At 72.9% G+C, this 23,994-nt stretch carries 22 protein-coding genes; 10 read left to right on the forward strand and 12 right to left on the reverse strand.

Annotated elements, in window-relative coordinates:
* Positions 1 to 409: 409 nt before the first annotated feature.
* Both L1885_RS02840 and L1885_RS02845 read right to left on the reverse strand, forming a co-directional pair.
* Positions 410 to 1,675: a sensor histidine kinase gene (locus L1885_RS02840; RefSeq protein ID WP_235795342.1), complete on the reverse strand. Its 1,266-nt coding sequence runs from the start codon at positions 1,673 to 1,675 to the stop codon at positions 410 to 412.
* Between the two features lie 568 nt (positions 1,676 to 2,243).
* A complete protein-coding gene (locus tag L1885_RS02845; protein WP_235795343.1) occupies positions 2,244 to 2,921 on the reverse strand; it encodes a response regulator transcription factor in 678 nt (225 codons plus the stop codon).
* Positions 2,922 to 3,325: 404 nt separating this feature from the next.
* Between L1885_RS02845 and L1885_RS02850 the strand changes: the two genes are divergently transcribed.
* Positions 3,326 to 4,846 (forward strand): peptide MFS transporter, encoded by a 1,521-nt coding sequence (locus L1885_RS02850; RefSeq protein WP_235795344.1) that lies wholly within the window; start codon positions 3,326 to 3,328, stop codon positions 4,844 to 4,846.
* Positions 4,847 to 5,156: 310 nt separating this feature from the next.
* Here L1885_RS02850 and L1885_RS02855 read toward each other — a convergent pair whose 3' ends face one another.
* Positions 5,157 to 5,639 (reverse strand): ATP-binding protein, encoded by a 483-nt coding sequence (locus tag L1885_RS02855; protein ID WP_235795345.1) that lies wholly within the window; start codon positions 5,637 to 5,639, stop codon positions 5,157 to 5,159.
* 175 nt (positions 5,640 to 5,814) lie between these two features.
* Positions 5,815 to 6,183 (reverse strand): STAS domain-containing protein, encoded by a 369-nt coding sequence (locus L1885_RS02860; RefSeq protein WP_235795346.1) that lies wholly within the window; start codon positions 6,181 to 6,183, stop codon positions 5,815 to 5,817.
* Between the two features lie 345 nt (positions 6,184 to 6,528).
* Here L1885_RS02860 and L1885_RS02865 point away from each other — a divergent pair, with 345 nt between their 5' ends.
* The 3 genes from L1885_RS02865 (at position 6,529) to L1885_RS02875 (ending at position 11,001) form a co-directional block, all read left to right on the forward strand.
* A complete protein-coding gene (locus L1885_RS02865) occupies positions 6,529 to 7,524 on the forward strand; it encodes an RNA polymerase sigma factor SigF (RefSeq protein WP_235795367.1) in 996 nt (331 codons plus the stop codon).
* A gap of 599 nt (positions 7,525 to 8,123) precedes the next feature.
* Positions 8,124 to 9,401, forward strand: a complete 1,278-nt coding sequence (locus L1885_RS02870; RefSeq protein ID WP_235795368.1) for a DegT/DnrJ/EryC1/StrS family aminotransferase — start codon at positions 8,124 to 8,126, stop codon at positions 9,399 to 9,401.
* A gap of 379 nt (positions 9,402 to 9,780) precedes the next feature.
* Positions 9,781 to 11,001 carry a lipopolysaccharide biosynthesis protein gene (locus L1885_RS02875; protein WP_372481845.1) on the forward strand — a complete coding sequence of 407 codons (1,221 nt, stop codon included), beginning with the start codon at positions 9,781 to 9,783 and terminating at the stop codon, positions 10,999 to 11,001.
* A 54-nt stretch (positions 11,002 to 11,055) separates the two neighbouring features.
* On the opposite strand, the gene L1885_RS02880 is transcribed toward L1885_RS02875, so the two are convergent.
* The 3 genes from L1885_RS02880 to L1885_RS02890 all read right to left on the reverse strand — a co-directional run bounded on the left by L1885_RS02880 (position 11,056) and on the right by L1885_RS02890 (position 12,894).
* Positions 11,056 to 11,784, reverse strand: coding sequence for a class I SAM-dependent methyltransferase (locus tag L1885_RS02880; RefSeq protein WP_235795347.1), 729 nt, complete (start codon positions 11,782 to 11,784; stop codon positions 11,056 to 11,058).
* A 76-nt stretch (positions 11,785 to 11,860) separates the two neighbouring features.
* Positions 11,861 to 12,070: a DUF397 domain-containing protein gene (locus L1885_RS02885; protein WP_235795348.1), complete on the reverse strand. Its 210-nt coding sequence runs from the start codon at positions 12,068 to 12,070 to the stop codon at positions 11,861 to 11,863.
* The gene (locus tag L1885_RS02890; protein WP_235795349.1) at positions 12,067 to 12,894 is read right to left on the reverse strand and encodes a helix-turn-helix domain-containing protein; all 828 of its coding nucleotides are present in this window, start codon (positions 12,892 to 12,894) and stop codon (positions 12,067 to 12,069) included. The genes L1885_RS02885 and L1885_RS02890 overlap by 4 nt, the downstream gene beginning before the upstream one ends.
* 106 nt (positions 12,895 to 13,000) lie before the next feature.
* On the opposite strand from L1885_RS02890, the gene L1885_RS29080 reads away from it, so the two are divergent.
* Positions 13,001 to 13,246: a hypothetical protein gene (locus tag L1885_RS29080; RefSeq protein WP_372481846.1), complete on the forward strand. Its 246-nt coding sequence runs from the start codon at positions 13,001 to 13,003 to the stop codon at positions 13,244 to 13,246.
* 359 nt (positions 13,247 to 13,605) lie between these two features.
* On the opposite strand, the gene L1885_RS02900 is transcribed toward L1885_RS29080, so the two are convergent.
* Positions 13,606 to 13,959, reverse strand: a complete 354-nt coding sequence (locus tag L1885_RS02900; RefSeq protein ID WP_235795370.1) for a winged helix-turn-helix transcriptional regulator — start codon at positions 13,957 to 13,959, stop codon at positions 13,606 to 13,608.
* Positions 13,960 to 14,023: 64 nt separating this feature from the next.
* On the opposite strand from L1885_RS02900, the gene L1885_RS02905 reads away from it, so the two are divergent.
* Complete coding sequence (locus L1885_RS02905; RefSeq protein WP_235795350.1) at positions 14,024 to 14,713, forward strand: FMN-dependent NADH-azoreductase; 690 nt, start codon at positions 14,024 to 14,026, stop codon at positions 14,711 to 14,713.
* On the opposite strand, the gene L1885_RS02910 is transcribed toward L1885_RS02905, so the two are convergent.
* Positions 14,668 to 15,030: a VOC family protein gene (locus tag L1885_RS02910; protein ID WP_235795351.1), complete on the reverse strand. Its 363-nt coding sequence runs from the start codon at positions 15,028 to 15,030 to the stop codon at positions 14,668 to 14,670. The genes L1885_RS02905 and L1885_RS02910 overlap by 46 nt on opposite strands.
* A 122-nt stretch (positions 15,031 to 15,152) precedes the next feature.
* On the opposite strand from L1885_RS02910, the gene L1885_RS02915 reads away from it, so the two are divergent.
* Positions 15,153 to 15,644, forward strand: a complete 492-nt coding sequence (locus L1885_RS02915; protein ID WP_235795352.1) for a CGNR zinc finger domain-containing protein — start codon at positions 15,153 to 15,155, stop codon at positions 15,642 to 15,644.
* Between the two features lie 124 nt (positions 15,645 to 15,768).
* Complete coding sequence (locus L1885_RS02920; protein ID WP_235795353.1) at positions 15,769 to 16,209, forward strand: TIGR03618 family F420-dependent PPOX class oxidoreductase; 441 nt, start codon at positions 15,769 to 15,771, stop codon at positions 16,207 to 16,209.
* 185 nt (positions 16,210 to 16,394) lie between these two features.
* On the opposite strand, the gene L1885_RS02925 is transcribed toward L1885_RS02920, so the two are convergent.
* On the reverse strand, positions 16,395 to 17,738 hold the full coding sequence (locus tag L1885_RS02925) for a UDP-glucose dehydrogenase family protein (RefSeq protein ID WP_235795354.1): 1,344 nt from the start codon (positions 17,736 to 17,738) through the stop codon (positions 16,395 to 16,397).
* A 205-nt stretch (positions 17,739 to 17,943) separates the two neighbouring features.
* Here L1885_RS02925 and L1885_RS02930 point away from each other — a divergent pair, with 205 nt between their 5' ends.
* Positions 17,944 to 19,125: an acyl-CoA dehydrogenase family protein gene (locus L1885_RS02930; RefSeq protein ID WP_235795355.1), complete on the forward strand. Its 1,182-nt coding sequence runs from the start codon at positions 17,944 to 17,946 to the stop codon at positions 19,123 to 19,125.
* Positions 19,126 to 19,235: 110 nt separating this feature from the next.
* Here L1885_RS02930 and L1885_RS02935 read toward each other — a convergent pair whose 3' ends face one another.
* Positions 19,236 to 20,567: an LCP family protein gene (locus tag L1885_RS02935; RefSeq protein ID WP_235795356.1), complete on the reverse strand. Its 1,332-nt coding sequence runs from the start codon at positions 20,565 to 20,567 to the stop codon at positions 19,236 to 19,238.
* Positions 20,568 to 20,814: 247 nt separating this feature from the next.
* The gene (locus L1885_RS02940; RefSeq protein ID WP_235795357.1) at positions 20,815 to 22,224 is read right to left on the reverse strand and encodes an LCP family protein; all 1,410 of its coding nucleotides are present in this window, start codon (positions 22,222 to 22,224) and stop codon (positions 20,815 to 20,817) included.
* A 441-nt stretch (positions 22,225 to 22,665) separates the two neighbouring features.
* Between L1885_RS02940 and L1885_RS02945 the strand changes: the two genes are divergently transcribed.
* Positions 22,666 to 23,709, forward strand: a complete 1,044-nt coding sequence (locus L1885_RS02945; protein ID WP_235795358.1) for a glycosyltransferase family 2 protein — start codon at positions 22,666 to 22,668, stop codon at positions 23,707 to 23,709.
* Positions 23,710 to 23,994: the final 285 nt, after the last annotated feature.

Here is a 23,994-nt window from a genome sequence, read left to right on the forward strand (position 1 = left end):
TGCCGCCGGGCCGCCGGGCCGCGCGGCCGAGGGTCCCCAAGGTCGTCGGCCGTGGTGCCGCCGGGCCGCGAGGCCGGGTGGCCGGGTGCTCCGCCTCGGGCCCGACAGGTCAGCGCACCAGGGTCGGTCCGGCCGGACCGGGCAGCGCACCAGGGTCGGTCCGGCCGGTCCGGGCAGCGCACCAGGGTCGGTCCGGCCGGACCGGGCAGCGCACCAGGGTCGATCCGGCCGGTCCGGGCAGCGCGCCAGGGCCGGTCCGGCCGGTCCGGGTGTCCAGGCACCTCGGCGTTCAGGGCACGCGTCCATGCCGCGGCGCGTTTCCGGCCGGTCTCGCCGATGCCCCCTCGCGTTGCCCGGGGCATTCCGCTTACGGCCGTGCGGGCCACCTCGTGGGTCCCCCGCGTGCGGTTCAGCGGACCGGGCGTTCCCGTTCTTCCCGGTCCTGCGTCTCGCGGCTCAGGAACAGTGCGAACACCGGCGGATTCGGCTGGAGCAGCTCCAGCCGCCCGCCGTCCGCCTCCGCCAGGTCGCGGGCGACCGCGAGGCCGATGCCCGTCGAGTTGTGGCCGCTGATGGCCCGCTCGAAGATCCGCGCGCCGAGGTCCGCGTCGACGCCGGGGCCCTCGTCCGTCACTTCGATGACGGCCTGGTTGCCCGTGACACGGGTGCGCAGGGCGACGGTTCCTCCGCCGTGCATCAGCGAGTTCTCGATCAGTGCGGCGAGCACCTGCGCGATCGCGCCGGGCGTCGCCATCACCCATACGCCCTGCCGCCCGGAGCGCACGATCGCCCGCCCGGCACCGCGGTAGACGGGCTTCCACTCCTCTATCTGCTGCTTGATGATCCGGTCGAGATCGAGCGGGACGGCCGAGCCCGTGCGGGGGTCGCGTGCATTGGTCAGCAGCCGCTCGACCACGTCGGTGAGGCGTTCCACCTGGTTCAGTGCGATCGACGCCTCGTCCCGGGCGGTGTCCAGATCCTCGGTGACGGTGATCTCCTCCAGCCGCATGGACAGGGCGGTGAGCGGGGTACGGAGCTGGTGCGACGCGTCGGCGGCCAGCCTGCGCTCGGCGGTGAGCATGCGGCCGATGCGCTCGGCGCTGGAGTCGAGGACGTCGGCGACCCGGTCGAGTTCCGGTACGGAGTACCGCTTGTGCCGGGGCCGGGGGTCGCCCGAGCCCAGTTTCTCGGCCGTCTCGGCGAGGTCCACGAGGGGCGACGCGAGCATGTTGGCCTGCCGTACCGCGAGCAGCACGGCGGCGATGATCGCCAGCAGGGCGACCCCGCCGATGATCAGCAGCGTACGGCCGACCTCGCGCGTGACCGAGGAACTCTGCTCCTCGACCGTGACGACCTCGCCCTGCTCGCCGTGCGCCCGGCCGCGGATGACGGAGCCCTTGGGCTCCTTGCCGACCTGGACGTCGGGACGGCCGGGCACGTCGATGCGTGCGTAGCGGTTGGCGGTGATCTGCTGCTTCAGGGCGCTCGCGCTGATCGACTCGCCGCCCAGCAGCCGTCCGTCCACGATGCTGACGACCCGCAGCGCCTCCGAGTCGACGCTCTCCTGCGCACTGCTCGTGATCGTCCGCGTCTCCACGATGACCAGGGACACGCCGAAGACGGCGATCACGACGAGCACCACGGCCAGCGTGGAGTTGATCAGTCGACGGCGCAATGTGGTGCCCTCCGGGCGGGGGTGAGCGCGGCCGGCGGCCGCTGTGACGGTGCTCGCCACCCAGCTTTTCAGTATGCGGGGCCCGGACGCGCCCGAGGGGCCCGTGTCCGCCACCGGGTCCAGCGACATCGCGTCACCCCAACCCTGCGCGCGTAAAACCTTCCCCGCGCGCGCCCGCTCGGCTCCACGCGCCCGCCCGCCCGCGCGCCCCGCCCCGCGCGCGCCTGCCCCGTACCGGATCACCGGCACCCGCCCGATCCCGCCGCGTGTCGATGGGGGCCGCTCAAGGACGCGGGAAGCCCCGTCGGGCGAGGAGGGCGGATCCGTGGCAGTCCCGTGCCGCGGCATCGCGAGCGGGAAGGCGGCGGCCCGGGGCCTCACGGGTCGGCCACGCAAGTGAAGGGGAGCACCGCCCGGCTTCCCCCGCCGCGCGTCAGCTCTTCTCGGAGCGGGAAGCCGACCCTTGCGCGTCAGCTCTTCTCGAAGCGGGAAGCCGACCCTTGCGCGTCAGCCCTTCTCGGAGCGGGAAGCCGACGCCTCAGCTCTTCTCGAAGCGGAAGCCGACGCCTCAGCTCTTCTCGAAGCGGAAGCCGACGCCCCGGACGGTGGCGATGTAGCGGGGATTGGCCGCGTCGTCGCCGAGCTTCTTGCGCAGCCACGAGATGTGCATGTCGAGCGTCTTCGTCGACGACCACCACGTGGTGTCCCAGACCTCGCGCATGAGCTGGTCGCGGGTGACGACCCGGCCCGCGTCCCGGACCAGGACCCGCAGCAGGTCGAACTCCTTGGCCGTGAGCTGCAGCTCGTCGTCGCCCATCCAGGCGCGGTGCGATTCGACGTCGATGCGTACGCCGTGGGTGGCGGGCGCGGGCGCGGGTTCGCTGGCGCCGCGCCGCAGCAGGGCCCGCACGCGCGCGAGCAGTTCGGCGAGGCGGAAGGGCTTGGTCACGTAGTCGTCGGCCCCCGCGTCGAGCCCGACGACCGTGTCGACCTCGTCGGCGCGTGCGGTGAGCACCAGGATCGGCACCGCGTGCCCCTCGGCCCTGAGCCGGCGCGCGACCTCCAGGCCGTCCATGCCGGGCAGTCCGAGGTCGAGTACCACCAGGTCGACGCCGCCCTGGAGTCCGGCGTCGAGCGCCGTGGGACCGTCCTCGCGCACCTCGACCTCGTACCCCTCCCGCCTGAGGGCGCGGGCCAGTGGTTCCGAGATGGATGCGTCGTCCTCGGCGAGCAGTACACGGGTCATGGTGGTGATGGTAGTCCGCGAGCGGTGTGCGACGGGCAGTGATGGGCCGAGCCTCTGGTACGGATCGAAGCGTAGGGTTTCACCTTCGAATCACGCCTTTCCGGGTGCCAGTAACCTGTGATTCATCTCTCAAGTCCTTCTAAATGGCCCTATGGCGTGTCGTATGGTTATGCGGAAGCCTGTAGTACCAGTTGGGGACCTTTGGCGATGACGCTGCCAAGGGTCTTCTTTTGTGTGCGGGCGGCATCCCCACGGATCACCGGGTCGCCGGCCTACCGGCCTGCGACGCACGGCGCACGGTCCGGCGGCCCACCGGCTGCCTGCCCGCGCGGCCGTCGACGGGTTCCGTGGCCCCCCGGCGTGCGGCCCCCCACGGCCGGCACCCCCCACGAGCAAGGAACACCATGGCGACCACACTGATGAAGGACGCGTCGAGCCCTCCCGGCGGCGGCAAGACCTTCTTCGGCCACCCGCGCGGCCTGGCCACCCTGTTCATGACCGAGATGTGGGAGCGTTTCAGCTTCTACGGCATGCGGGCGCTGCTCACGCTCTATCTGCTGTCCGGCGGCCCGGACGCGTCGAAAAGCCTCCACGGCGGCGGCCTGGCCATGGACCTGGCCACCACCACCGCGATCTACTCGATCTACAACTCGCTCGTCTACCTTCTCGCCATGCCCGGCGGCTGGCTCGGCGACCGGGTGTGGAGTCCGCGCAAGACCGTGGCGATAGCCGCGGGCACGATCATGGTGGGGCACCTGACCCTGGCGCTGCCGGGCTCGGGCACGTTCTTCATCGGCCTGGCCCTCGTGGCGCTCGGCTCGGGCCTGCTCAAGGCCAACATCTCGACGATGGTCGGCCACCTGTACAAGGGCCCGAACGACCCGCGACGCGACGGCGGCTTCACGATCTTCTACATGGGGATCAACACCGGCGCCTTCTTCGCCCCGCTGGTCATCGGGACCGTGGGCGAGAAGTACAGCTGGCACCTGGGCTTCGCGCTCGCCGCCGCCGGCATGGCGATCGGCCTCGCGCAGTTCCTGATCGGCACGCGTCACCTGAGCCCCGAGAGCAGCAGGGTGCCGCAGCCGCTGTCCCGCGAGGAGCGCACGTCGTGGCTGCGCAAGGGGCTGCTGTGGGTGATGGTCGCCGTCGTCGCGTACGGCATCATCGGGCTGAGCGGGCACTTCACCCTGAACTGGGCGATGGTGCCGCTGACCGTCGCGGGCCTCGTCATACCGGCCGGGGTGCTGTGGCGGATCAAGCGGGACCGCTCCCTGTCGGCCGGGGAGCAGACCAAGATGTCCGGGTACATCTGGTTCTTCGTCGCCGCGGCCGCGTTCTGGATGATCTACGACCAGGGCGGATCGACGGTCCAGGCCTTCGGCACCAACAAGGCGGCCGACAACGTGCTGGGCCTGGCGTTCCCGACGTCCTGGTACCAGTCGCTCAACGCGATCTTCATCATGGCGCTCGCGCCGGTGATGGCCTGGCTGTGGCTGTGGCTGAAGCGGCGCCAGAAGGAGCCGAGCACGGTGGTGAAGTTCGCCGTCGGGCTGGTCTTCATGGGCCTCTCGTTCTTCTTCTTCCTGATCCCGCTGTTCATGGCGGAAAACGGGACGCTGGTCAGCCCGATGTGGCTGGTGGGGATCTACTTCATCCAGACGGTGGGCGAGCTGTGCCTGTCGCCGGTCGGCCTGTCGGTGACGACGAAGATGGCGCCGGAGAAGTACGCGAGCCAGATGATGGGCGTGTGGTTCCTCGCGGTGACCGCGGGAGACTCCGTCACCGGGCTGCTGTCCATCGCCGACGTGGACCTCAGCGGCACCGGCGTGGTCGCCCTGGAGGCGGTGCTGGCGACGCTCGCCGGCCTTGCGGTGGTCATGTACCGCCGCCGCGTCCGGGGCCTGATGGGCGAGATCCACTGACGATCCGGCTCACCGCGGGAACGGGGGAGGGCCGGCGCTCCACGTGAGCCCCGGCCCTCCCCTTCGCGTGAAGCGTGTCCCCGCGGCACCTCGTCACGTTCCACACGTCCCACACGTCCCACACGCCGCACACGCCGGCGTCGCGCTCGCGGGCCGGCTCGCCACAGTCACCAGGAGCACCCCCGGACAGCGAAACGCACCACGTCGGTCGGGACCGCGCGGTGCGTACGAGTCGCCGGTTGTGCCCCTGCGTGCAGGGGGCGGGAGGACCGGGTGAGGGTGCGGGGCGTAAGGGGACGGGCCGGCGCGGCTACGCCGGTGCCGCCAGTTCCGCCCACACCGTCTTGCCCTGCGTGTCGGGGAGGCGCTGCACGCCCCAGTCGAGGCAGAGCCGCTGGACGATGAACATGCCGTGGCCGCCCGGGCGCCCGGCCTGGTGCGGTGTGCGGGGGGCGGGCTGGCCCTCTCCGCGGTCGGTGACCTCGAGGCGCAGGACCTTCGCCGCCGTCGACACGCGCAGCCGCTCGGGGCCGTCGGCGTGCAGGCACGCGTTCGTCACCAGCTCGGACACGACCAGCAGCACGTCCTCGGCCGCCGCTCGGGTGTCCGGTGTGGAGGCCGGAAGCCAGCCCCAGTCGTAGAGAGCCTGGCGGGTGAAGTCGCGGGCGAGCGGGACCACCCCGCTGGCGCTGTCCAGCGTGAGCGTACGGTCCGTGCCGTCCGGCACCGACACCTGGTCCGTGCCGGGCTCGGGGCCGAGGTCGCCCGGCGATGGCTGCCGGGTGGTGCTCATCAGCGCTTCACCTCACCGATTCGCGGAAGTGGCATGGGAGCCGCACAGAAAGTGAGTGCAGGGATGAGTGCGGCCTGCGGGATTCTTCTGCCCGCAGGCGCCGGGACAACACCCCGCGCCGAGGCACAACACTCCGCGCCGCCACAGCACCCCGCGGGGACCTCGACGCCCACGCTCACTCCGCCAGCGCGTCGTGCAGCGTCGCGTGCACGCCGAAGACCGCGTCCGCGCCGGTGATCTCGAAGACCCTGGCGACCACGGGCCGCATCGCGGCCAGGTGCACGCCGCCGCCGGCCGCATCCGCCTTGAGGCGGGCGCCGAGCAGCACATTGAGTCCTGTCGAGTCGCAGAATTCGAGCTGTGAACAGTCGATCACCAGGCGTGACCGGCCGTTGTCCAGTGCCTCGTCGAGTGGAACGCGCAGCAGCTCGGCCGTGTGGTGGTCGAGCTCACCGGCCGCTGTCACGACCTCGCTGCGGCCCTCGGTGCGAACCTCGACCCTGAGCCGGCCCCGGTTCGTACTGCCGACCGTCTGGCGGTCCATCCCGTCCCTTTTCGCCGTCGTTGCCCGTCTGGTGGTTGCTAGCCGTGCCCAGGTCGCAGCGCTCTGTACAAAAGCGCGGAACCTGTGTCGGAGTGGTGACCGCCGCGCCGTCGGAGCGGAGCGCGGACACCCGTCGAACATTACGCCTTCCAGACGCCGTGGGGTAGCCGAAGTAGCCAACAATGCATGCCAAAAGGGACAATTGACACTTGCAGCGGCCCGCGCCCAGCAGGTAGGGCTAGAGGGAGACACATCCGCACACGGCACCGGCCTGGGAGGCGCCGCACGCCGCAGTACATGCGCACAGGCATCGGCAGCCATATGCCGAGAACGATGGAGGAGACCATGTCACCCCGGCTCGACGAACCGCGTACCCCGATCGCGACGTCGGCATCAACGCACGAACCTTCTGTGGCCGACGTCACACTCAGGACGTACGGCCCCGACGCGGCGGCCCACGAGGCCCCCGCCCCGGCCGTCTCCCCCGAGACCCAGCCCCTTCCCGCGTCGGCGGCATTCGCCGGCGTCGACGACCTGCCGCCGATCCCGCCGCAGGAGACCTTCGGCGACATGGACGCGGTCGACGCGCGCGTCCTGTCCAGGTCGCTCTTCGCGCGGCTGGAGACCCTGGAAGAGGGCACCCACGCGCACGCCTACGTCCGCAACACCCTGGTCGAGCTGAACCTCGCCCTGGTGAAGTTCGCGGCGTCCCGCTTCCGCACGCGCAGCGAGCCGATGGAGGACATCGTCCAGGTCGGCACCATCGGCCTGATCAAGTCGATCGACCGCTTCGAGCTCAGCCGCGGCGTCGAGTTCCCGACCTTCGCGATGCCCACGATCATCGGCGAGATCAAGCGCTTCTTCCGCGACACGTCCTGGTCGGTGCGGGTGCCGCGGCGGCTCCAGGAGCTGCGCCTCGACCTGGCCAAGACCAGCGACGAACTGGCGCAGCGACTGGATCGCGCGCCGAGCGTCTCCGAGCTGTCCGAGGCTCTCGGCATCTCGCGCGAAGAGGTCGTCGAGGGCATGACGGCGAGCAACGCGTACACGGCGAGCAGCCTGGACGCGCAGCCCGAGGAGGAGGACGGCGGCGAGGCCACCCTCGGGGACCGCATCGGCTACGAGGACCACGGCATCGAGGGCATCGAGTACATCGAGTCGCTCAAGCCGCTGATCGCGGGCCTCCCGCACCGCGACCGGCAGATCCTGTCGCTGCGCTTCGTGGCCAACATGACCCAGTCCGAGATCGGCGAGGAGCTCGGCATCTCGCAGATGCACGTCTCCCGGCTGCTGTCGCGGACCCTGGTCAAGCTCCGCAGGGGACTCACGCTGGACGAGTGACGGGCCGCGGGCCGCCCACCGGGCGGCCCGGCCCTCCTCGCCCGCGTCCCGGGCTCGACTCTGTCGTCGGCGCCCGCGCCCTCAAGGCCTCGCCGGCATACCGGCCCCGGCAGTGTTCCGTTCGGATGCCGGCCCCTGCCCCGGGCGGCGTGCCGTCCAGATCGCCTGCCCCGGCGCCGGCGGTGTCGCGCCGGGATGCCGGTCCCGGTGCCGCTCCGTCACGCGGCCCGGCCGGCCCGTCACCCGCCACTCTTTCCGTGCCGCTCGCCGAGCGGGTCCACCAGCGTGCCGCGCCGCCCGGCGGCGCGACGAGGAATTCCACGCGCCGTACCGGTTCGTCGGCACGGCACGGTACGGCATGGCACTGGGCGCGCTGGGCGTCGAGAGCGCGGAGACCGTCGTCGTGGGGCGGGCGGTCAAGCGGCCGGGAGCCGCCGGGCGGCCCCTCTCCCGCCCGGCGGCGGGACGTTCCTGAGGCCTTATTGACGGGGCGTCCGGTATGGGCCACATTGAGCGCCGGGGGCAGGGGGGAACGCATGGCGCGCGGAAATGTCCGTGGTGGGGTCCGTCCGGACGGCAGTGCGGCGCTCGAGGGGATGATGGGCCGGCGTCTGGGCAGGGAGTGCCTGTACATGCCGTCGTGCAGGCTCGGCCTGTACGTGGCGTTACGGCACTGGTGCCCGCCCGGTGGCCGGGTCCTGATGTCCCCGGTCAACGACGACGTGATCTTCTTCGTGGTGCTGGCGGCCGGACTGCGCCCCGTGCAGGCGCCGTTGAACGCGCGCGACGGATCGATCGACATGTCCGCAGTGCCGGAGGACACATGGCGGGGGCTGTCCGCCGTCCTGACCACCAACCTGTACGGAAATCCCGATCCCGGACCGGAACTTCGCCTGAGATGCGACGCCCTGGGCATCCCGCTGATCGAGGACGCGGCCCACGCCATCGGCAGCACGCACGCCGACGGCAGCCCGGTCGGCGCGGTGGGCGACGCCTCGGTGTTCAGCCTCTCGAAGCACGTGGGTGCCAAGACGGGCGGCTTCCTCGCCTTCGCGGACCCCGGCCTGCGCGAGGAACTGGCCGCCCTGCGAGACACGTTGCTGAAGCCGGCCCGGTTCTCCTCGGAGGCGCTGTACGCGATCCGCCCGTACGCGGAAGCGGGGGTGCGGGGGATGCGGCTCGTCGGCGCGGCGCGCGCGGCCCTGCGCGTGCTCGGTGCGCAGGAGCGCGAGGAGATCCGCATGCCCCTGCGCGTGGCCGAACTGGAGCGCGCCGTACGGGCGGACGGCCACCCGGCCCGGGCGCGGGCGGCTGCACGGGCGGGCCGCGGCAACGGCACGGGTCCGGTCGCGGCGCCCCGGGAGGCCGGTCCGGCGGCGATGCCCCAGGAGGCCGGAGCGCCGGGGCCGCCCGGCGCTCCGGGGCTCGATCCGCTGGAGTCGTGGGTGCGCGTCGACATGCACCCCTACCGGATCTCGCCCGGCCGCGTCCGGCTGCGCCGAACCACCGGCCTGCTGGCGGGGCTCGACGGGAAGCTGGCGCGGCACGCGGCCGGCACGGCGCGGCTCCAGGGCGCGGCCCCGGACGCCGTGCAGCCGCTGTTCCGCGTCCCGCTGCTGGTCCGTGACCGCGACGCGGCCATCGCGGCCCTGGCGCGCCACCGGATCACCGTCGGATACCTCTACGACCCGCCGCTGGACGCCTACGCGGGGGAGGCGTTCACCGACCCGTCGCCGTCGCCGGCGGGAGCCGCGTGGTTCGCGCGGCACGCGCTGCCGGTGGACCCGTGCCGCGCGGACGAGGTCCTCGGCGTGCTCACCGCCCTGCGGATGGAGCCCGTCGGCCCGCCCCCGGGGGAGGACGGGGCCGGTGGCTGACGCGGCCGGCCCGCCCGTGCCGGAGGCCGCCCGGCCGGCGGGGCCCCGAACGGCGGGGTCTCGAACAGCGGGGTCTCGAACGGCGGGGCCTCGAACGGCGGGGCCTCGAACGGCCGGGGAGAGGACGACGGCCGCCGACGCCGACGCCGGGGCCCGCGAGGTCCACGAGGCCGACCGGGCCGCCGGGGCCGAAGGAGCCATCGGGACGGACAGGGCCGAGGGGGCCCAGGGGACCCACGGGACGGACGGGACCCATGGGACCCACGGGACGGACGGGCACGACCCGAACGAAGGGAACGACGGGAACGACGGGAACGACGGGCCGGCCGCTCACGACGGCGGTGACGCGCCCGGTCGGGCCCCGGCGGATCCGGGGTCGATGTTCCGCAACGCCTACGCGCTGATGCTCTCCACCGGCGTCTCCGCCGCGCTCGGACTCGGATTCTGGGTGGTCGCCGCCCGCTATTACACCGAGGAGGCGGTGGGCCAGGGCTCCGCCGCGATCGCCGCGATGAAGCTCCTCGCGTCGATCACCGCGACCACGATGATCGGCGCCGTGGTCCGGTACGTCCCGCGGGCCGGGCGCGGCACCGCGCGGCTGGTGCGGCGGGTGTACGGAGCCAGCTCGCTGGTGGTGTGCGCGGCCTCGCTGGTGTTCCTCGCGACGCTCGGACTGTGGGGGGACTCGTACGCGCCGCTCGGGGGGCTCGTGCCCGGCCTGGTCTTCACCGCGTCGTGCGTCGCCTGGGCCGTGCTGACGCTCCAGGAAGGGGTGTTGACGGGCCTGCGCCGGTCGTTCTGGGTGCCGATCGGCAACGCCGTCTTCTCGGTCGGGAAGCTGGTCCTGCTGGCGGTGTTCGCGGCGGCGCTGCCGGTGCTCGGTGTGTTCGTGTCGTGGGCCGCGGCGATCGCCCTGTCGGTGGTGCCGCTCGGCTGGCTCGTCTTCCGCCGCCTGATCCCGCGCCAGGCCGCCGCAGAGGGCGGGCGGGCGCCCCTGCGGTACGCCGACATCGGGCGCTTCATGGCGGGCGACTCCGTGGGCTCGCTGTTCAGCCTGGCGATGATCAACCTGCTGCCGGTCATGGTGGCCGTGCGCTTCGACGCCGCCCACAACGCGTTCTTCTACGCCGCCTACACCGTCGGCGGCACGATGGAGTTCATGGCCATCAACATGGCCTCGTCCCTCACCGCGCACGCCTCGTACGAGCCCTCCGCGCTCGCGGCCGGCGTCCGGGGCGCCCTGCGCCGGATGACCGTGCTCCTGGTGCCCGCGGTCCTGGTGATCGTGGCGTTCACACCCCTCGTACTGACGCCGTTCGGCGGCGCGTACGCGTCCCACGGCACCACGGTCCTGCGCCTGCTCGCGCTCGCCACGCTGCCCCGGGTCGTCGTGGAGCTCTACATCGGCGTGCTGCGCGTGCAGGGCCGCACCGGCATGCTCGCCCTGGTGCAGGGGGCGATGTGCCTGCTGACCCTGGGCGGCGCGGCGCTCCTCATGGGGCCGACGGGCATCTCGGGGGCCGGCACGGCCGTCCTCGGCTCCATGACCCTGGTCGCCGCCTGCGCGGCACCGGGGCTCCGGCGGGCGCTGCGGACGTGATCCGCCGGGAGCCCGACCGCCGGGCCTGGCCGGCCCGGTGACCCGCGACCCCGCTCAGGCCGGGCGACGCGCGACGAAGACGAACTCCCGGCCGGGCCGGTCCGGCGCGTCCAGCACCTCGTCCACCACGAAGCCGGCCGCCGCGAGATCCGCTTCGACCTCCTCGCGTTCCCGGAAGCGCAGGGTCGACTCGGAGGTCAGCACCCGCCCGTCCGCGGCGAACTCGTACGAACTGCGGAACGTCACCAACGGGCCTGTCACATCCAGCAGTTCGACCCAGTGCGCGACCGCTCCCGTGCCGGGCACGTCCGTGCGTGCATACGACGCGGTGCGGTTCCACGCCTCCCACGCCCGCACTGCCGGATCGCGGGTCTCGAACACCAGGCGGCCGCCGGGCCGCAGCGCCGCCCGGGCGCCCGTGAGCGTGACCTGCCAGTCGTTCGGGCCGGTGACGGCCTGAGCCACGTTGGCGGTCATGGTGGCCAGGTCGACCGTCAGGGGCGGCAGTTCGCCCGCGTGCCCGTGGATCCAGCGGACCCGCTCGGCCCCCGGCTTGGCCCGTGCGACGTCCAGTGAGGCACCGGCCGGGTCCACCCCGACGACGTCGAGCCCGCGAGCGGCCAGCAGCAGTGCGAACACGCCCGTGCCGCAGCCGATGTCCAGCACCCGCCGCGCCCCGAACCGCTCCGCGAGTGCAACGTATGCGTCGAGGTCGCCGCGGTCCGGATCGAGCGGATCGTAGAGCGGCGCGAGCCGGGGGTCGGCGAATTGAGCGTCGGGCATGCGCCGCAACGTACACGGCGCCGCAGAGGAACGGGACCGGATTTCCCGCGCGTGATACCTCTTCCGGCCAGGCGCTTCAGGCGCGGGTGAGGGACTGGTCCTTGATGCCGGTGACGAAGGCGGTGAAGGCGCGGGTGTTAGGGGTGAGGGTGGGGCCGTCGGGGTTCTTGGAGTCGCGGACGGGCACGATGCCGTGTGCCGCGGCGAGGTTGGCGGCGACCTCGACGCATGCGCCGCCGTTGTCGCTGTGGGAGGACGTGAACCACTGCGGGGACTGGGTCGTCACAAGGTGCCCTTTCTCGCCTGCTCGATCAGGTCCACGGACGCCGACTGGGACGGCGCCTCGGCCTGCAGTTGATGGTAGGCCGTCAACAGCGGCAGCACGAAGGGGATGTCGCGCTCCAGATGGCCCTGCTGGCTGGATTCCGCATACGACATGAGCGAGCGATCCGGCAGCGTCAGTATGTAGAGCGGCAAATTGAGCGGCCGTCGAGTCCCCATGGCGAAAGGGGCGACCTGCAGCACCGTGTTCGGCATCGCGGCGAACGCGATCAACCGCTCGTACTGCGCGTCCATGACCGCGGCTGTGCCGATGGGCCGGCGCAGGCAGCTCTCGTCCAGCACCACGAACACCATGGGGGCGGGCGACCGGACCAGCGTGGCCTGCCGTTCAGCGACGAGGGCGACGCGCTCCTCGGCCTGCTCCCGGGTGACGGCACCTCTCCTCACCGCGCTCTCGGCGAGCACCGTCGCGTACTCCGGTGTCTGCAACAGCCCCGGCATGACGCCGACTTCATAGAGCCTGATCTCCGACGCGCGGGCCTCGTGCTCGACGTACTCCGGGAACCCCTCCAGCAGGGACCCGTGCCGCATGTCCCGCCAGTCACGTTCGAACGTGTCGCTCGTCCCGAGGGCCTCGTCGGCGCGGCGCGCGAGGCGCAAGGTTGGAAATTTGCGGCCGGTTTCCACCGACGAGACATGGGTGCTGGAGTACCCGATGCGAGTCCCGAGTTCCTCCTGCGTCCACCCGCGCTCGCTCCGCACCCTGCGCAGGCGTGCTCCGAATGCCGCCTGGGGCGAACTGTCGGGATCCAACTCCCGGATGTTCAAGGTGCCACCACCGATCTTTCGTCCTTTCCCGACACGTTGATGGGGGATCGACTCTAGGCCACGCTGACTCCCCTTGGTAGTGGTATCGCTACGGAGAGGAGTTGACATGCTCGACGGGCAGAGTCATGAGGAGAGCGAGTTCCCGCCCCGCTCCCGGCGTCCGGTGCGCCGGCGCGGGGCGCCGGGTCCCGCGCCCGCCGCCGCATGCCACGGCTGCCGGACCTGCGAAGAGTTCCGCCGCGCCGAAGCCGTCGCCCGTGCGCGGGGCGACCACAGCAAGGCGACGGACTGCCGGGTGCTGCTGCGGCGGCACCGGGGTTCGGGGGACTGTCCGGCGGGGGAGGCCGGATGACGGGCGGGAGGGACGGAGATGGGGGCGGACGCGAAGTGCCGCGCACGTTCCCGGAGTTCAACCCGCTGCGCTTCCCGCCGTGCGCCTGTGTGCGCTGCCGGCCGCCGACGGCTGCGGAGGACTCGCCGCTGCTGCTTCGTCTCCGTGCGCGTGTCGCCGAGGAGAACGCGTTGCGCGACTCGCTCAGGAGGACCGCAGCTGACCCGGGCGCGGACCGCCGGGCCGGGGACCGACCGGTGGGGGGTCGCACGACAGGGGGCGCTCCGGCTGAGGATGGACCGGCCGGGGAGCGTCCCGCAGGGCCGGCCGCTCAGGCCGGCGGCGCGTGAACCGCCCCGGTGCGGGCGTGCCGTGAGCGGTCAGCCGGCGTCCGCGGCCGTGCGCGCGTCGTAGGCGCGCTGGTGGCCGCGGATCTCCGTGTGCCGGTCGGCGGACCAGGCGGCCAGGTCCAGCACCGTGGACAGCAGGGATGTCCCGAGGCCGGTCAGGGAGTACTCGACGCGGGGCGGGACCTCGGCGTAGGCGGTGCGTGCCACGAGTCCGCTGCGGGTGAGCTGCTTCAGGGTGAGCGTCAGCATGCGCTGGGAGATGCCCGGGATGGCGTCCGCGAGTTCGGAGTAGCGCACCGGCCCGTCGGAGAGGGTGCCGATGATCAGCACGCTCCACTTGTCGCCGACGAGATCGAGGATCTCGCGGATGAAGTCGGCGTCCAGGTCTCCCCAGCCCCGCCCCCGCCCCCGCTCCCGCCCGAACGACCTTCAACGAAGGAGTACTTCCATGTCCTATCTGCTGCGCATCGACGCCTCGGCCTCCGCCGAGTCCTCCTACTCCCGCCAGGTCGCCGATACGTTCACCGCCGCGTGGAAGGGCGACGTCGTCACCCGCGACCTCGCCCGCGCCCCGCTCGGCCACCTGGACGGCGCCGGCATCACCACCCGCACCACAGAGCCCGCACGACGCACCCCGGAGCAGCGCGCCGCGGCCCGCTTGCAGGACGAGTTGGCGGAGGAGTTCCTCGGCGCCGGCGCATACCTCTTCGCCGTGCCGCTCTACAACTACTCGATCCCCTCTGCCTTCAAGGCGTGGCTGGACCACGTCATGATCGTCGGCAGGACGATCGGCCTGGGCGCCGCCGTGCCGAGCGCGGGCCGCCCCGCCGTCGTCGTGTCCGCCCGGGGCGGCGGATACGGTCCGGGCTCGCCCCAGCACGGCAAGGACTTCCTCGTCCCGGCCCTGACCACCATCCTCGGTGACCCCAACCTGATGGCCCTCGACGTCCGCGTGATCACGCCCGAACTGACCTACGCGCCCACCATGGAGCCCCTGCGGCACCTGCTGCCGCAGCACCTGACCTCGCTGGAGGACGCCCACGACCAGGCGCGCCGCCAGGCCGAGGAGATCGCGCGGGACGTCGCCGGGACTCAGTCCACGCAGAGGCAGAACGGGTGCCCGGCCGGGTCGCGGTAGACGCGGAAGGAACGCCCCGCGTCCCCCGCGTCCAGCAGGGTGGCGCCGAGGCGCAGCACCTCCCGCTCGGCGGAATCGAGGTCGGGGACGGTGAAGTCCAGATGGAACTGCTGGGACTTCTCGGCGGACGGCCACGCGGGCGGGACCAGCCCGGGGGCCGCCTGGAAGGACAGCGGGGTGCCCGCCGCGCCCTCCAGGTCGACCCAGCCGTCCCCGTCGTCCTTCACCTCTCCGCCGACGATCCCCGCGTAGAAGCCGGCGAGGGCGACGGGGTCGGGGGCGTCGAGGACGACGGCGCGTGCGCTGGCGATGGGCATGGCGGATACCTCCGGTCGGCTGCGGGGGCGGTCGGCTTCCTCGCGGAAGCGGGTCGCCGCCACCCCTCACTCGGGTGTTACCGGTAACACCACTCAAGCAGTAACGAGGTACCGTCGCAAGCATGACCGACCGACCGTCCGCGCCCGAGGGGCTGCGGCTGATCGAGGATCTCGTGAACACGCGGGACGTCGAGGACGGCACCGACGCCCTGGACTCGCCGGAGGGCCGCCGGCCGTACGGGCTGGCCGCGGCGGCCGTGCCGGAGGCGAAGCGGCTGCGCGAGGCGCTGCGCGCGGCCCTGCTGGCGCACGCGGGGCACGGCTCGGCGGAGGAACTGGACGCGCTGCTCGCGAACGTGACCCTGCGGGTCCGGGTCGACGCGGCGGGGACGGCGGCGGTCACGGCCTCGGGCGGCGATCTGCGCGCGCGGGTCGCCCAGGCGGTCGCGACGGCCTCGCTCGACGGCACCTGGCAGCGGCTGAAGGCGTGCGAGGCGGACACCTGCCAGTGGGCGTTCTACGACCGCAGCCCCGCGGGACGGCGCCGCTGGTGCTCGATGTCGGTGTGCGGAGCCCGCAACAAGATGCGCACCTACCGCGCCCGCCGCGCCTGAGAGCGGCCGCACCCGCCGGAAGTTCCCCGAGTCCGGGCGCGTCGGGAAGACGGGGCGCCCCGTGGGGAGTTCAGTGGGTGACCGATCGCGGCAGAGCAGATCGCGGCAGAACAGGGGACGGACCATGACGACGCTGGACGACTTCGCGGGCCTCGCCCGCTCCGAGCAGGGCCTCGGCGTGGTGTCGACCGTGCGCGCCGACCACACGATCCAGACCTCGGTGGTCAACCTCGGGGTCATGAGGCATCCCGGGACGGGCGCCGACGTCGCGGCCTTCGTGACGTACGGCAGGGTCAAGCTGGCGAACCTCCGGGTCCGGCCCCGCCTCGCGCTGACCGTGCGCTCCGGCTGGAAGTGGGCGGCCCTGGAGGGCGGCGCCGAGATCATCGGCCCCGACGACCCCCGCGGCGGATTCGACGCGGACAGGATCCGGCTGCTGCTGCGGGAGATCTTCACCGCGGCGGGCGGCACCCACGACGACTGGGACGCGTACGACGCCGTGATGGCCGCCGACCGCCGCGCGGCGGTCCTGGTGACGCCGGAGCGGATCTACGGCCGGGCCTGAGCCGACGCCCCCCCGGACGAGCCCGGCCCGGACGAGCCCGCCCCGGGGGAGCGCTCGGGGGAGCGCTCGCCCTCGCGGAAGCACCCGCCGGGCCTGCCGTTCCGGGCCTGCCGCTCCGAGCCCGCCGCTCCGGGCCGGCCCGGGCCGCGCGGCCCCCGGGCCACTGCCCCGGGGCCCCGGCGTGCTCAGGCGTTCGGGCGGCCCATCGCGCGGTACGTCCAGCCGGCCGCGCGCCACAGGGAGGCGTCCAGCACGTTGCGGCCGTCGAGCACCACGCGGGTCGCGGCGAGCGCGCCCAGCTCCTCGGGGTCCAGCTCGCGGAACTCGCGCCACTCCGTGAGGTGCAGCACCACGTCCGCGCCGCGCACCGCCTCGCGCGCGGTCGGCGCGTAGCCCAGCGTCGGGAAGACGCGGCGCGCGTTGTCCATGCCCTTCGGGTCGTAGACGGTGACCTGCCCGCCCTGGAGGTGGATCTGCCCGGCCACGTTCAGGGCCGGGGAGTCGCGCACGTCGTCGCTGTCCGGCTTGAACGTCGCGCCGAGCACCGCGACCCGCTTGCCGAGGAACGAGTCGCCGCCGACCGCCTCGCGCGCCATGTCGACCATGTGGCCCCGGCGGCGCATGTTGACCGAGTCGACCTCCCTCAGGAAGGTCAGCGCCTGGTCGGCGCCGAGCTCGCCCGCGCGGGCCATGAAGGCGCGGATGTCCTTCGGCAGGCAGCCGCCGCCGAAGCCGATCCCCGCACGCAGGAACTTCTTCCCGATCCGGTCGTCGTGGCCGAGGGCCTCCGCGAGCGTCGCGACGTCGCCGCCCGCCGCCTCGCACACCTCGGCCATCGCGTTGATGAAGGAGATCTTCGTGGCGAGGAAGGAGTTCGCCGACGCCTTCACGAGCTCGGCCGTCGCGTAGTCCGCGACGACGAAGGGGGTGCCCTCTGCGACCGGCTGGGCGTAGACCTCGCGCAGGATCTTCTCGGCCCGCTCGCCGCGCACGCCGACCACGATCCGGTCCGGGTGCAGGGTGTCGTCGACGGCGTAGCCCTCCCGCAGGAACTCCGGGTTCCAGGCCAGCTCGACCTGGTCGCCCGCGGGCGCCAGCTCCGCGATGCGCGCGGCGAGCCGCTCCGCGCTGCCCACCGGCACCGTCGACTTGCCGACGACGAGTGCGGGCCCCGTCAGGTGCGGCGCGAGCGAGTTGACCGCGCTGTCGACGTACGACATGTCGCAGGCGTACTCGCCCTGCCGCTGCGGCGTGTTCACGCAGACGAAGTGCACGTCGCCGAAGGCGGCCACCTCGGCCCAGTCCATCGTGACCCGCAGCCGGCCCGAGGAGCCCTCGATCCCGGCGACGTGCTTGCGCAGCAGTTCCTCCAGGCCCGGCTCGTACATGGGGGCCCGGCCCTCGCGCAGGGCGTCGATCTTCGACTCGACGACGTCCAGTGCCAGCACCTCGAATCCGAGGTCCGCCATGGCCGCCGCGTGGGTCGCGCCGAGGTAGCCGGTGCCGATCACGGTGATCTTGAGGGCCATGTGCTGCTCCATATGCCTACGACGTCGGGACGCCGCCTGAGCATAGCCGCGCGCCCCGCTGTGCCCCGGCTCACCTATGCCATCGGGCCCGGAGCGCTCTAGTATCGGGGTTACTTAACGGTAGTTAGCATCCACGCAGAACCATCTCCGGAAAACCCCCTCTGGATACCGCCAGAGCGAGCAGCCTCCCTGGGAGTGAGAGACCGTGGCCGGATCGTCTGGGTCGTCGTCCTTTGACCTGTACCGCCCCGCCGAGGAGCACGACGCGCTCCGGGAGGCCGTGCGCGGCCTCGCCGAGGCGAAGATCGCGCCGTTCGCCGCAGCCGTCGACGAGGAGGCCCGCTTCCCGCAGGAGGCGCTGGACGCGCTCGTCTCGAACGACTTCCACGCCATCCACGTGCCGGAGGAGTACGGCGGCGCCGGCGGCGACGCGCTCGCCACGGTGATCGTGATCGAGGAGGTCGCCCGGGTGTGCGCCTCCTCCTCGCTGATCCCGGCCGTCAACAAGCTCGGCTCGCTCCCCGTCCTGCTCTCGGGCGGCGAGGAGCTGAAGCGCAGGTACCTGGCGCCGCTCGCCGCGGGCGACGCGATGTTCTCGTACTGCCTGTCCGAGCCGGACGCGGGCTCCGACGCGGGCGGCATGAAGACCCGGGCCGTGCGCGACGGCGACTCCTACGTGCTCAACGGCGTGAAGCGCTGGATCACGAACGCGGGCGTCTCCGAGTACTACACGGTCATGGCCGTCACCGACCCCGACAAGCGCACCAAGGGCATCAGCGCGTTCGTCGTGGAGAAGTCCGACGAGGGCGTGTCCTTCGGCGCCCCCGAGAAGAAGCTCGGCATCAAGGGCTCCCCGACGCGCGAGGTCTACCTCGACAACGTCCGCATCCCCGCCGACCGCATCATCGGCGAGGAGGGCACGGGCTTCGCCACCGCGATGAAGACGCTCGACCACACCCGCATCACCATCGCGGCCCAGGCCCTCGGCATCGCGCAGGGCGCGCTGGACTACGCCAAGGACTACGTGCGCGAGCGCAAGCAGTTCGGCAAGCCGATCGGCGACTTCCAGGGCGTCCAGTTCATGCTGGCCGACATGGCCATGAAGCTGGAGGCGGCCCGCCAGCTTACCTACGCGGCCGCCGCGCGCTCCGAGCGCGTGCACCGCGGCTCCGCGAAGGAGGACCTGACCTTCTTCGGCGCCGCCGCGAAGTGCTACGCCTCCGACGCGGCCATGGAGATCACCACGGACGCGGTCCAGCTCCTCGGCGGCTACGGCTACACGCGGGACTACCCGCTGGAGCGCATGATGCGCGACGCCAAGATCACGCAGATCTACGAGGGCACGAACCAGGTCCAGCGCATCGTGATGGCCCGCAACATCCCGTAGTTCCCCGGCCCCCGGCCCCGGGGGGCCGCCGGCCGCGCACCGCACGGAAAGGGCCGCCGACCCCCCGAGGGAGCCGGCGGCCCTTCGACCCGCCGTTCGCCGTCCGCCGCTCAGTTGTCGGTGACGGTGACCTTGTCGCCGTTGTTCAGCTGGTTCACCAGCTCCTTGACCTTCGCCTGGTCCCACAGCAGGTTTCCGCCGCTGCTGCCGGAGATCGGCATCGTCATGGACACCCCGTCGCCGCCCGTGACGTCCTTCATCGCGAAGAACATCTTGGCCAGCGCGTACGGCGACATGTCCTTGTCGACGGTGAGCGTGTCCAGCCCCGCCCCGAGGGCCGGGTACAGGCGGAACGGGTTCAGGATCGTGCTCGGCGTCGCCGTCTGCGAAGCGAGCGCCGACAGGAACTTCTGCTGGTTCTTCTCCCGCTGCAGGTCGCTCGTAGCGAACGCGTGGCGCGTCCGGACGTACGCCAGGGCCTGCTGGCCGTTGAGCGTCTGCTCGCCGGCCTTGAAGTCGGCGCCCGAGTACTTGTCCTTGAAGCCCTGCGGCAGGTTCATGTCGACGCCGCCGATCGCGTCCACGACGTTGGCGAAGCCGGAGAAGCCGATCTCGACGTAGTGGTCGATGCGCAGCCCGGTCTTCGCCTCGATCGTGCGGACGAGCAGCGTCGGGCCGTCCGTCGCGTACGCGGCGTTCAGCTTCATGTGCGTGTTCGGGTTGGCCGGGTACGTCTTGCCGGACTCGGCGCCCTGGAACGACGGGAGCGTTATGTCGGAGTCGCGGGGGAGCGAGATCAGCGTGGGACCGCCCGCACCCTCGTGCAGGATCATCATCGAGTCCGTGCGCTGGCCCTCGGCGCCGCCGGTGTGGAGCTGCTTCTCCTGCTCCTTCGTCATGCCCTTGCGGCTGTCGGAGCCGACGATCAGGTAATTGGTGCCGGCGCCCCCGTCGGGGCGGTCGATCACCTTCGACAGGTCGACGTCCTTGTGCAGCTTGGAGTCGGCCCAGAAGTACGTGCCGATCGAGACGCCCAGCACCACGACGACGAGCGTGAGCACGCCGTACTTGATGCGGCGGCCCCAGTTCGCGGGACGCCGGGGCGCCGCGGCACGGCCGCCGGGGCCGTACGGGTCCGAGCCGTACGGGCCGCCGCCCGGGCCCCCGGGCCCGCCGCCCTGGTGGCCGTAGACCTGGCCGGTGTTGTAGCCGCTGTCGTAGCCCGGCGCGTACGACCCGCCCTGCCCGCCGTAGCCGTCGTCGTAGCCGGGGCCCTGCTGCTGCGGTACCCCGTACCGGCCGCGCTGGCGCGGCGGGACGCCTCCACGCTGGACGTGCGGCATCGAGCGAGCCCCCTCGGGCTCCGCGCTGGCGCTGCCGCGGCCGTAGCGCTCGGGGCGCTCGCCGCGTGCGCCGTTGAATCCTTCGGGCCACTCGTTCATGCGGACCAGTGTGCAGGCCCCGGCGGGGGCCCATACAGATCATGGGTCAAATCGCACCGGCCCTGTTGCCAACCTGATGCAATGCCACCGGGATCCACACATCTGTGAGACGCGTCACCGAGCCGGAGCGAGCGAGGAGGGCCCGCCTCCTCCCGTACGCGGGGTCGCCGCGTGCCCACGGCCCGTCGATCCCCGGGCCCCGGAGAGGCCGCCGGAGCCCCGGGACACGCTCACGGGAGGGACGCGCTCAGGGGCAGACCACCGCGTCGCCCCTGATCGTGCCGAACGCGCCCTTCGGCGCCTCCTCGGCCCGCACCGGAGCCACCCCCGCGTACTTCGAGCCCGCCACGACCCGCAGCGTCGCCCCCAGCCCCTTCACGGCCCTCAGCCGGCTGCCCGGCAGCGCCGCGGCCAGGGACCGGGCGGAGCGGTCCCAGCGCGGGTCGTACTCGACGACGGTCTCCGCGGCCTTCAGGGCGGGCTTCGTCGCCGGCCGGCGCGTGGTGTCGAAGCCGGTCGCCTTCAGCGCGTCGTCGACCCGCTTGCCGAGCCCGTCGGTCGCCGTGCCGTTGTAGACCTGCACGCGGATCCCGCCGGGCGCGACGTCCACGATCTTCCCCCGCTGCCGGGCCGGGGCCGCCGGGGCGCGCGGCGGGGCGAGGGGCCGGTCCGCGCGGACCTTCGCGAACAGCTGCTTCGCCCTGGCCGGGTCCCACCTGACCGCCGAGCCCACCTCCTTGAGGTCGACGCCCTTCGCGGCCAGCGGCACGGAGGCGAACTCCGAGGAGGACGGCGAGAAGCCGCGCATCGCCCGGCCCAGGGCCAGCAGCTGCTCGGGCCCGAACCCGGCGTCGGCGCGCACCGAGTCCAGCGCCGCGGACACCACGCCCTGGAAGCGCACCGGGTTCAGCAGCACCCCGCTGTCCGTCGCCCGCGCGATCAGGGCGGCCACGAAGCGCTGCTGGCGCTGCATGCGCCCGAGGTCGGCGCTGCCGTCGCCGTCGATGTGCCGCGAGCGCACGTACTGCAGCGCCTCGCCGCCGTTCAGCCGGTGTGTGCCCGGGGCCAGGTCGAGACCGGTGTTGGTGTCCTTCAGCCGGCGCGGCGTGCAGATCTGCACGCCGCCGAGCGCGTCCACCGTCTTCATGAAGCTCGTGAAGTCGACCTCCAAGTAGTGGTCGACCTTCACGCCCGTCATCGACTCGACGGTCCTGACGGTGAGGGTCGGGCCGCCCTCGGCATAAGCCGCGTTGAGCTTCGCGGGATGCGTCCCCGCCGCCGCGCCGGAGCGGCCGGGGCGCGAGGGCAGCCGGGTGTAGCTGTCGCGGGGCAGGCTCACCACGCTCGCCCGCTTCCCGCCCTCCGACAGGTGCACCAGCATGATCGTGTCGGTGCAGTGGCAGGGCGCGCCGCCGAGCCGGTACCGCTGCTTCTGCGCCGGGCTGACCGTGGAGCGGTCGTCGGTGCCGACCAGCAGCAGGTTCATGCCGTGTCCCGGCGCCGGCCTGTTCTTCATGTCCTTGAAGGGGTCGACGCGGCCGATCCCGTTGTCGACGCTCGTCACGACGGCGTGGCCGATGCCTCCGGCGCCGAGCACCAGCACCGAGAGCGTGGTCGCGAGCCTCGTACCCCAGCGGACCTTCCGGCCGGCGGGCATGCCGCGACGGCCGCCCGGACGCCGCCCCCGCGGCCCGGCGCCCCTCTGCGGCGGCGGGCCGCCGCGGCCGCCCGGCGGCCTGCCGCCGGTGACGCCGCCCCCGCTGCGGGGGGAGGGCGCGGCCGGGACGCCGCCCCGCGCGCGTTCCCCGCCCGGCGGCCGGCCTCCGCTGCGGTCGGCGCGGCGGGAGGGCCGGGGCGGGACGGGCACGGGTACCTCCGCGGGGCCGGTGGCGGACAGGGGGACGACCACGGGAACCGTAGGCCCATACGATCAGCGGCAGCGGCCGTCGACCGGGCGGCACGCGCCCCTGTCCCCCGTTCGCGGTAACGTGACGCCCGCACCCCAGCTCCTGACCTCCGGTCCGCGCACCGACCCGTCCGCCATGCCGCGTTTCGCGTTCCGCGCCGCCGAGGTCCCCATCAGGACCCGAAGGACCCCATGTCTGACCACTCGCCCGCGGTCTCCGTGATCATGCCGGTGCTCAACGAGGAACGTCATCTGAGGAACTCCGTCCGGCACATCCTGGAGCAGGAGTACGACGGCGAGATGGAGGTGGTCGTCGCGCTCGGCCCGTCCACGGACCGCACCGACGAGATCGCCGCGGAACTCGTGCGGGAGACCGCGGACGACCCCCGGGGCCGCCGCGTGCAGACCGTGCCGAACCCGACGGGCCGCACCCCCGCCGCCCTGAACGCGGCCATCGCGGCCTCCACGCACCCGATCGTCGTCCGCGTCGACGGCCACGGCATGCTCTCGCCGAACTACATCGCCACCGCCGTCCGCCTCCTGGAGGAGACCGGTGCGCAGAACGTCGGCGGCATCATGCACGCCGAGGGCGAGACCTCCTGGGAGGAGGCCGTCGCCGCCGCCATGACGTCGAAGATCGGCGTCGGCAACGCGGCCTTCCACACCGGCGGCGAGGCCGGCCCCGCCGAGACGGTCTACCTGGGTGTCTTCCGGCGCGAGGCGCTGGAGCAGCAGGGCGGCTACAACGTGGAGTTCATCCGCGCCCAGGACTGGGAGCTGAACTTCCGCATCCGCGAGGCGGGCGGCACGATCTGGTTCTCGCCCGAGCTGCGCGTCCAGTACCGCCCCCGGCCCTCGGTGCGCGCGCTCGCCACGCAGTACCGCAACTACGGGCGCTGGCGCCACGTCGTGGCGCGTTACCACGCGGGCTCCATCAACCTGCGCTACCTCGCCCCGCCGGTCGCGGTGTGCGCCATCGCGGCGGGCATCGTCGTCGGTGCGGCCCTGACCCCGTGGGCGTTCGTCGTGCCGGGCGCGTACGCGGCGGCCATCGTCGCGGGATCGGTGCCCGCGGGCAAGGGACTGCGGCTGCGCTCCCGCCTCCAGGTCCCGGTGGCGCTCGCCACGATGCACATGGCCTGGGGCTACGGCTTCCTCACCAGCCCGCGCTCGCTGGCCAGGCGCGTGATCGCGAGCCGCCGCCCGTCCGCGCCGAAGGCCCCGACGGCCGCCTGAGGGGCGCGGCGGGCCGCCTCGGGCGGGGTTTCGCCGGGGCCGGGCCGCACGCGAGAAGAGGCCGCGCCAGCGGCACACGACGCCCCGGCAGGACCCGGCCGCCAACAGCAAGCAGGACAGGCCGCCAACAGCAGCACGAGCCGTCACGACGGAGAGGCCGCCCGACACCGAGCCGGGCGGCCTCTCCTGCTTCCTACGCTCCTACGGCTTTCCCGGGCCCTCCCTGCGACCTGCCTGCGCCGCACGCTCCGGTGGCGCGGCCCCGGGCCCGGGCCCGGGCCCGAG

The organism is Streptomyces fuscigenes, assembly GCF_021556455.1.
Lineage (GTDB): Bacteria > Actinomycetota > Actinomycetes > Streptomycetales > Streptomycetaceae > Streptomyces > Streptomyces fuscigenes.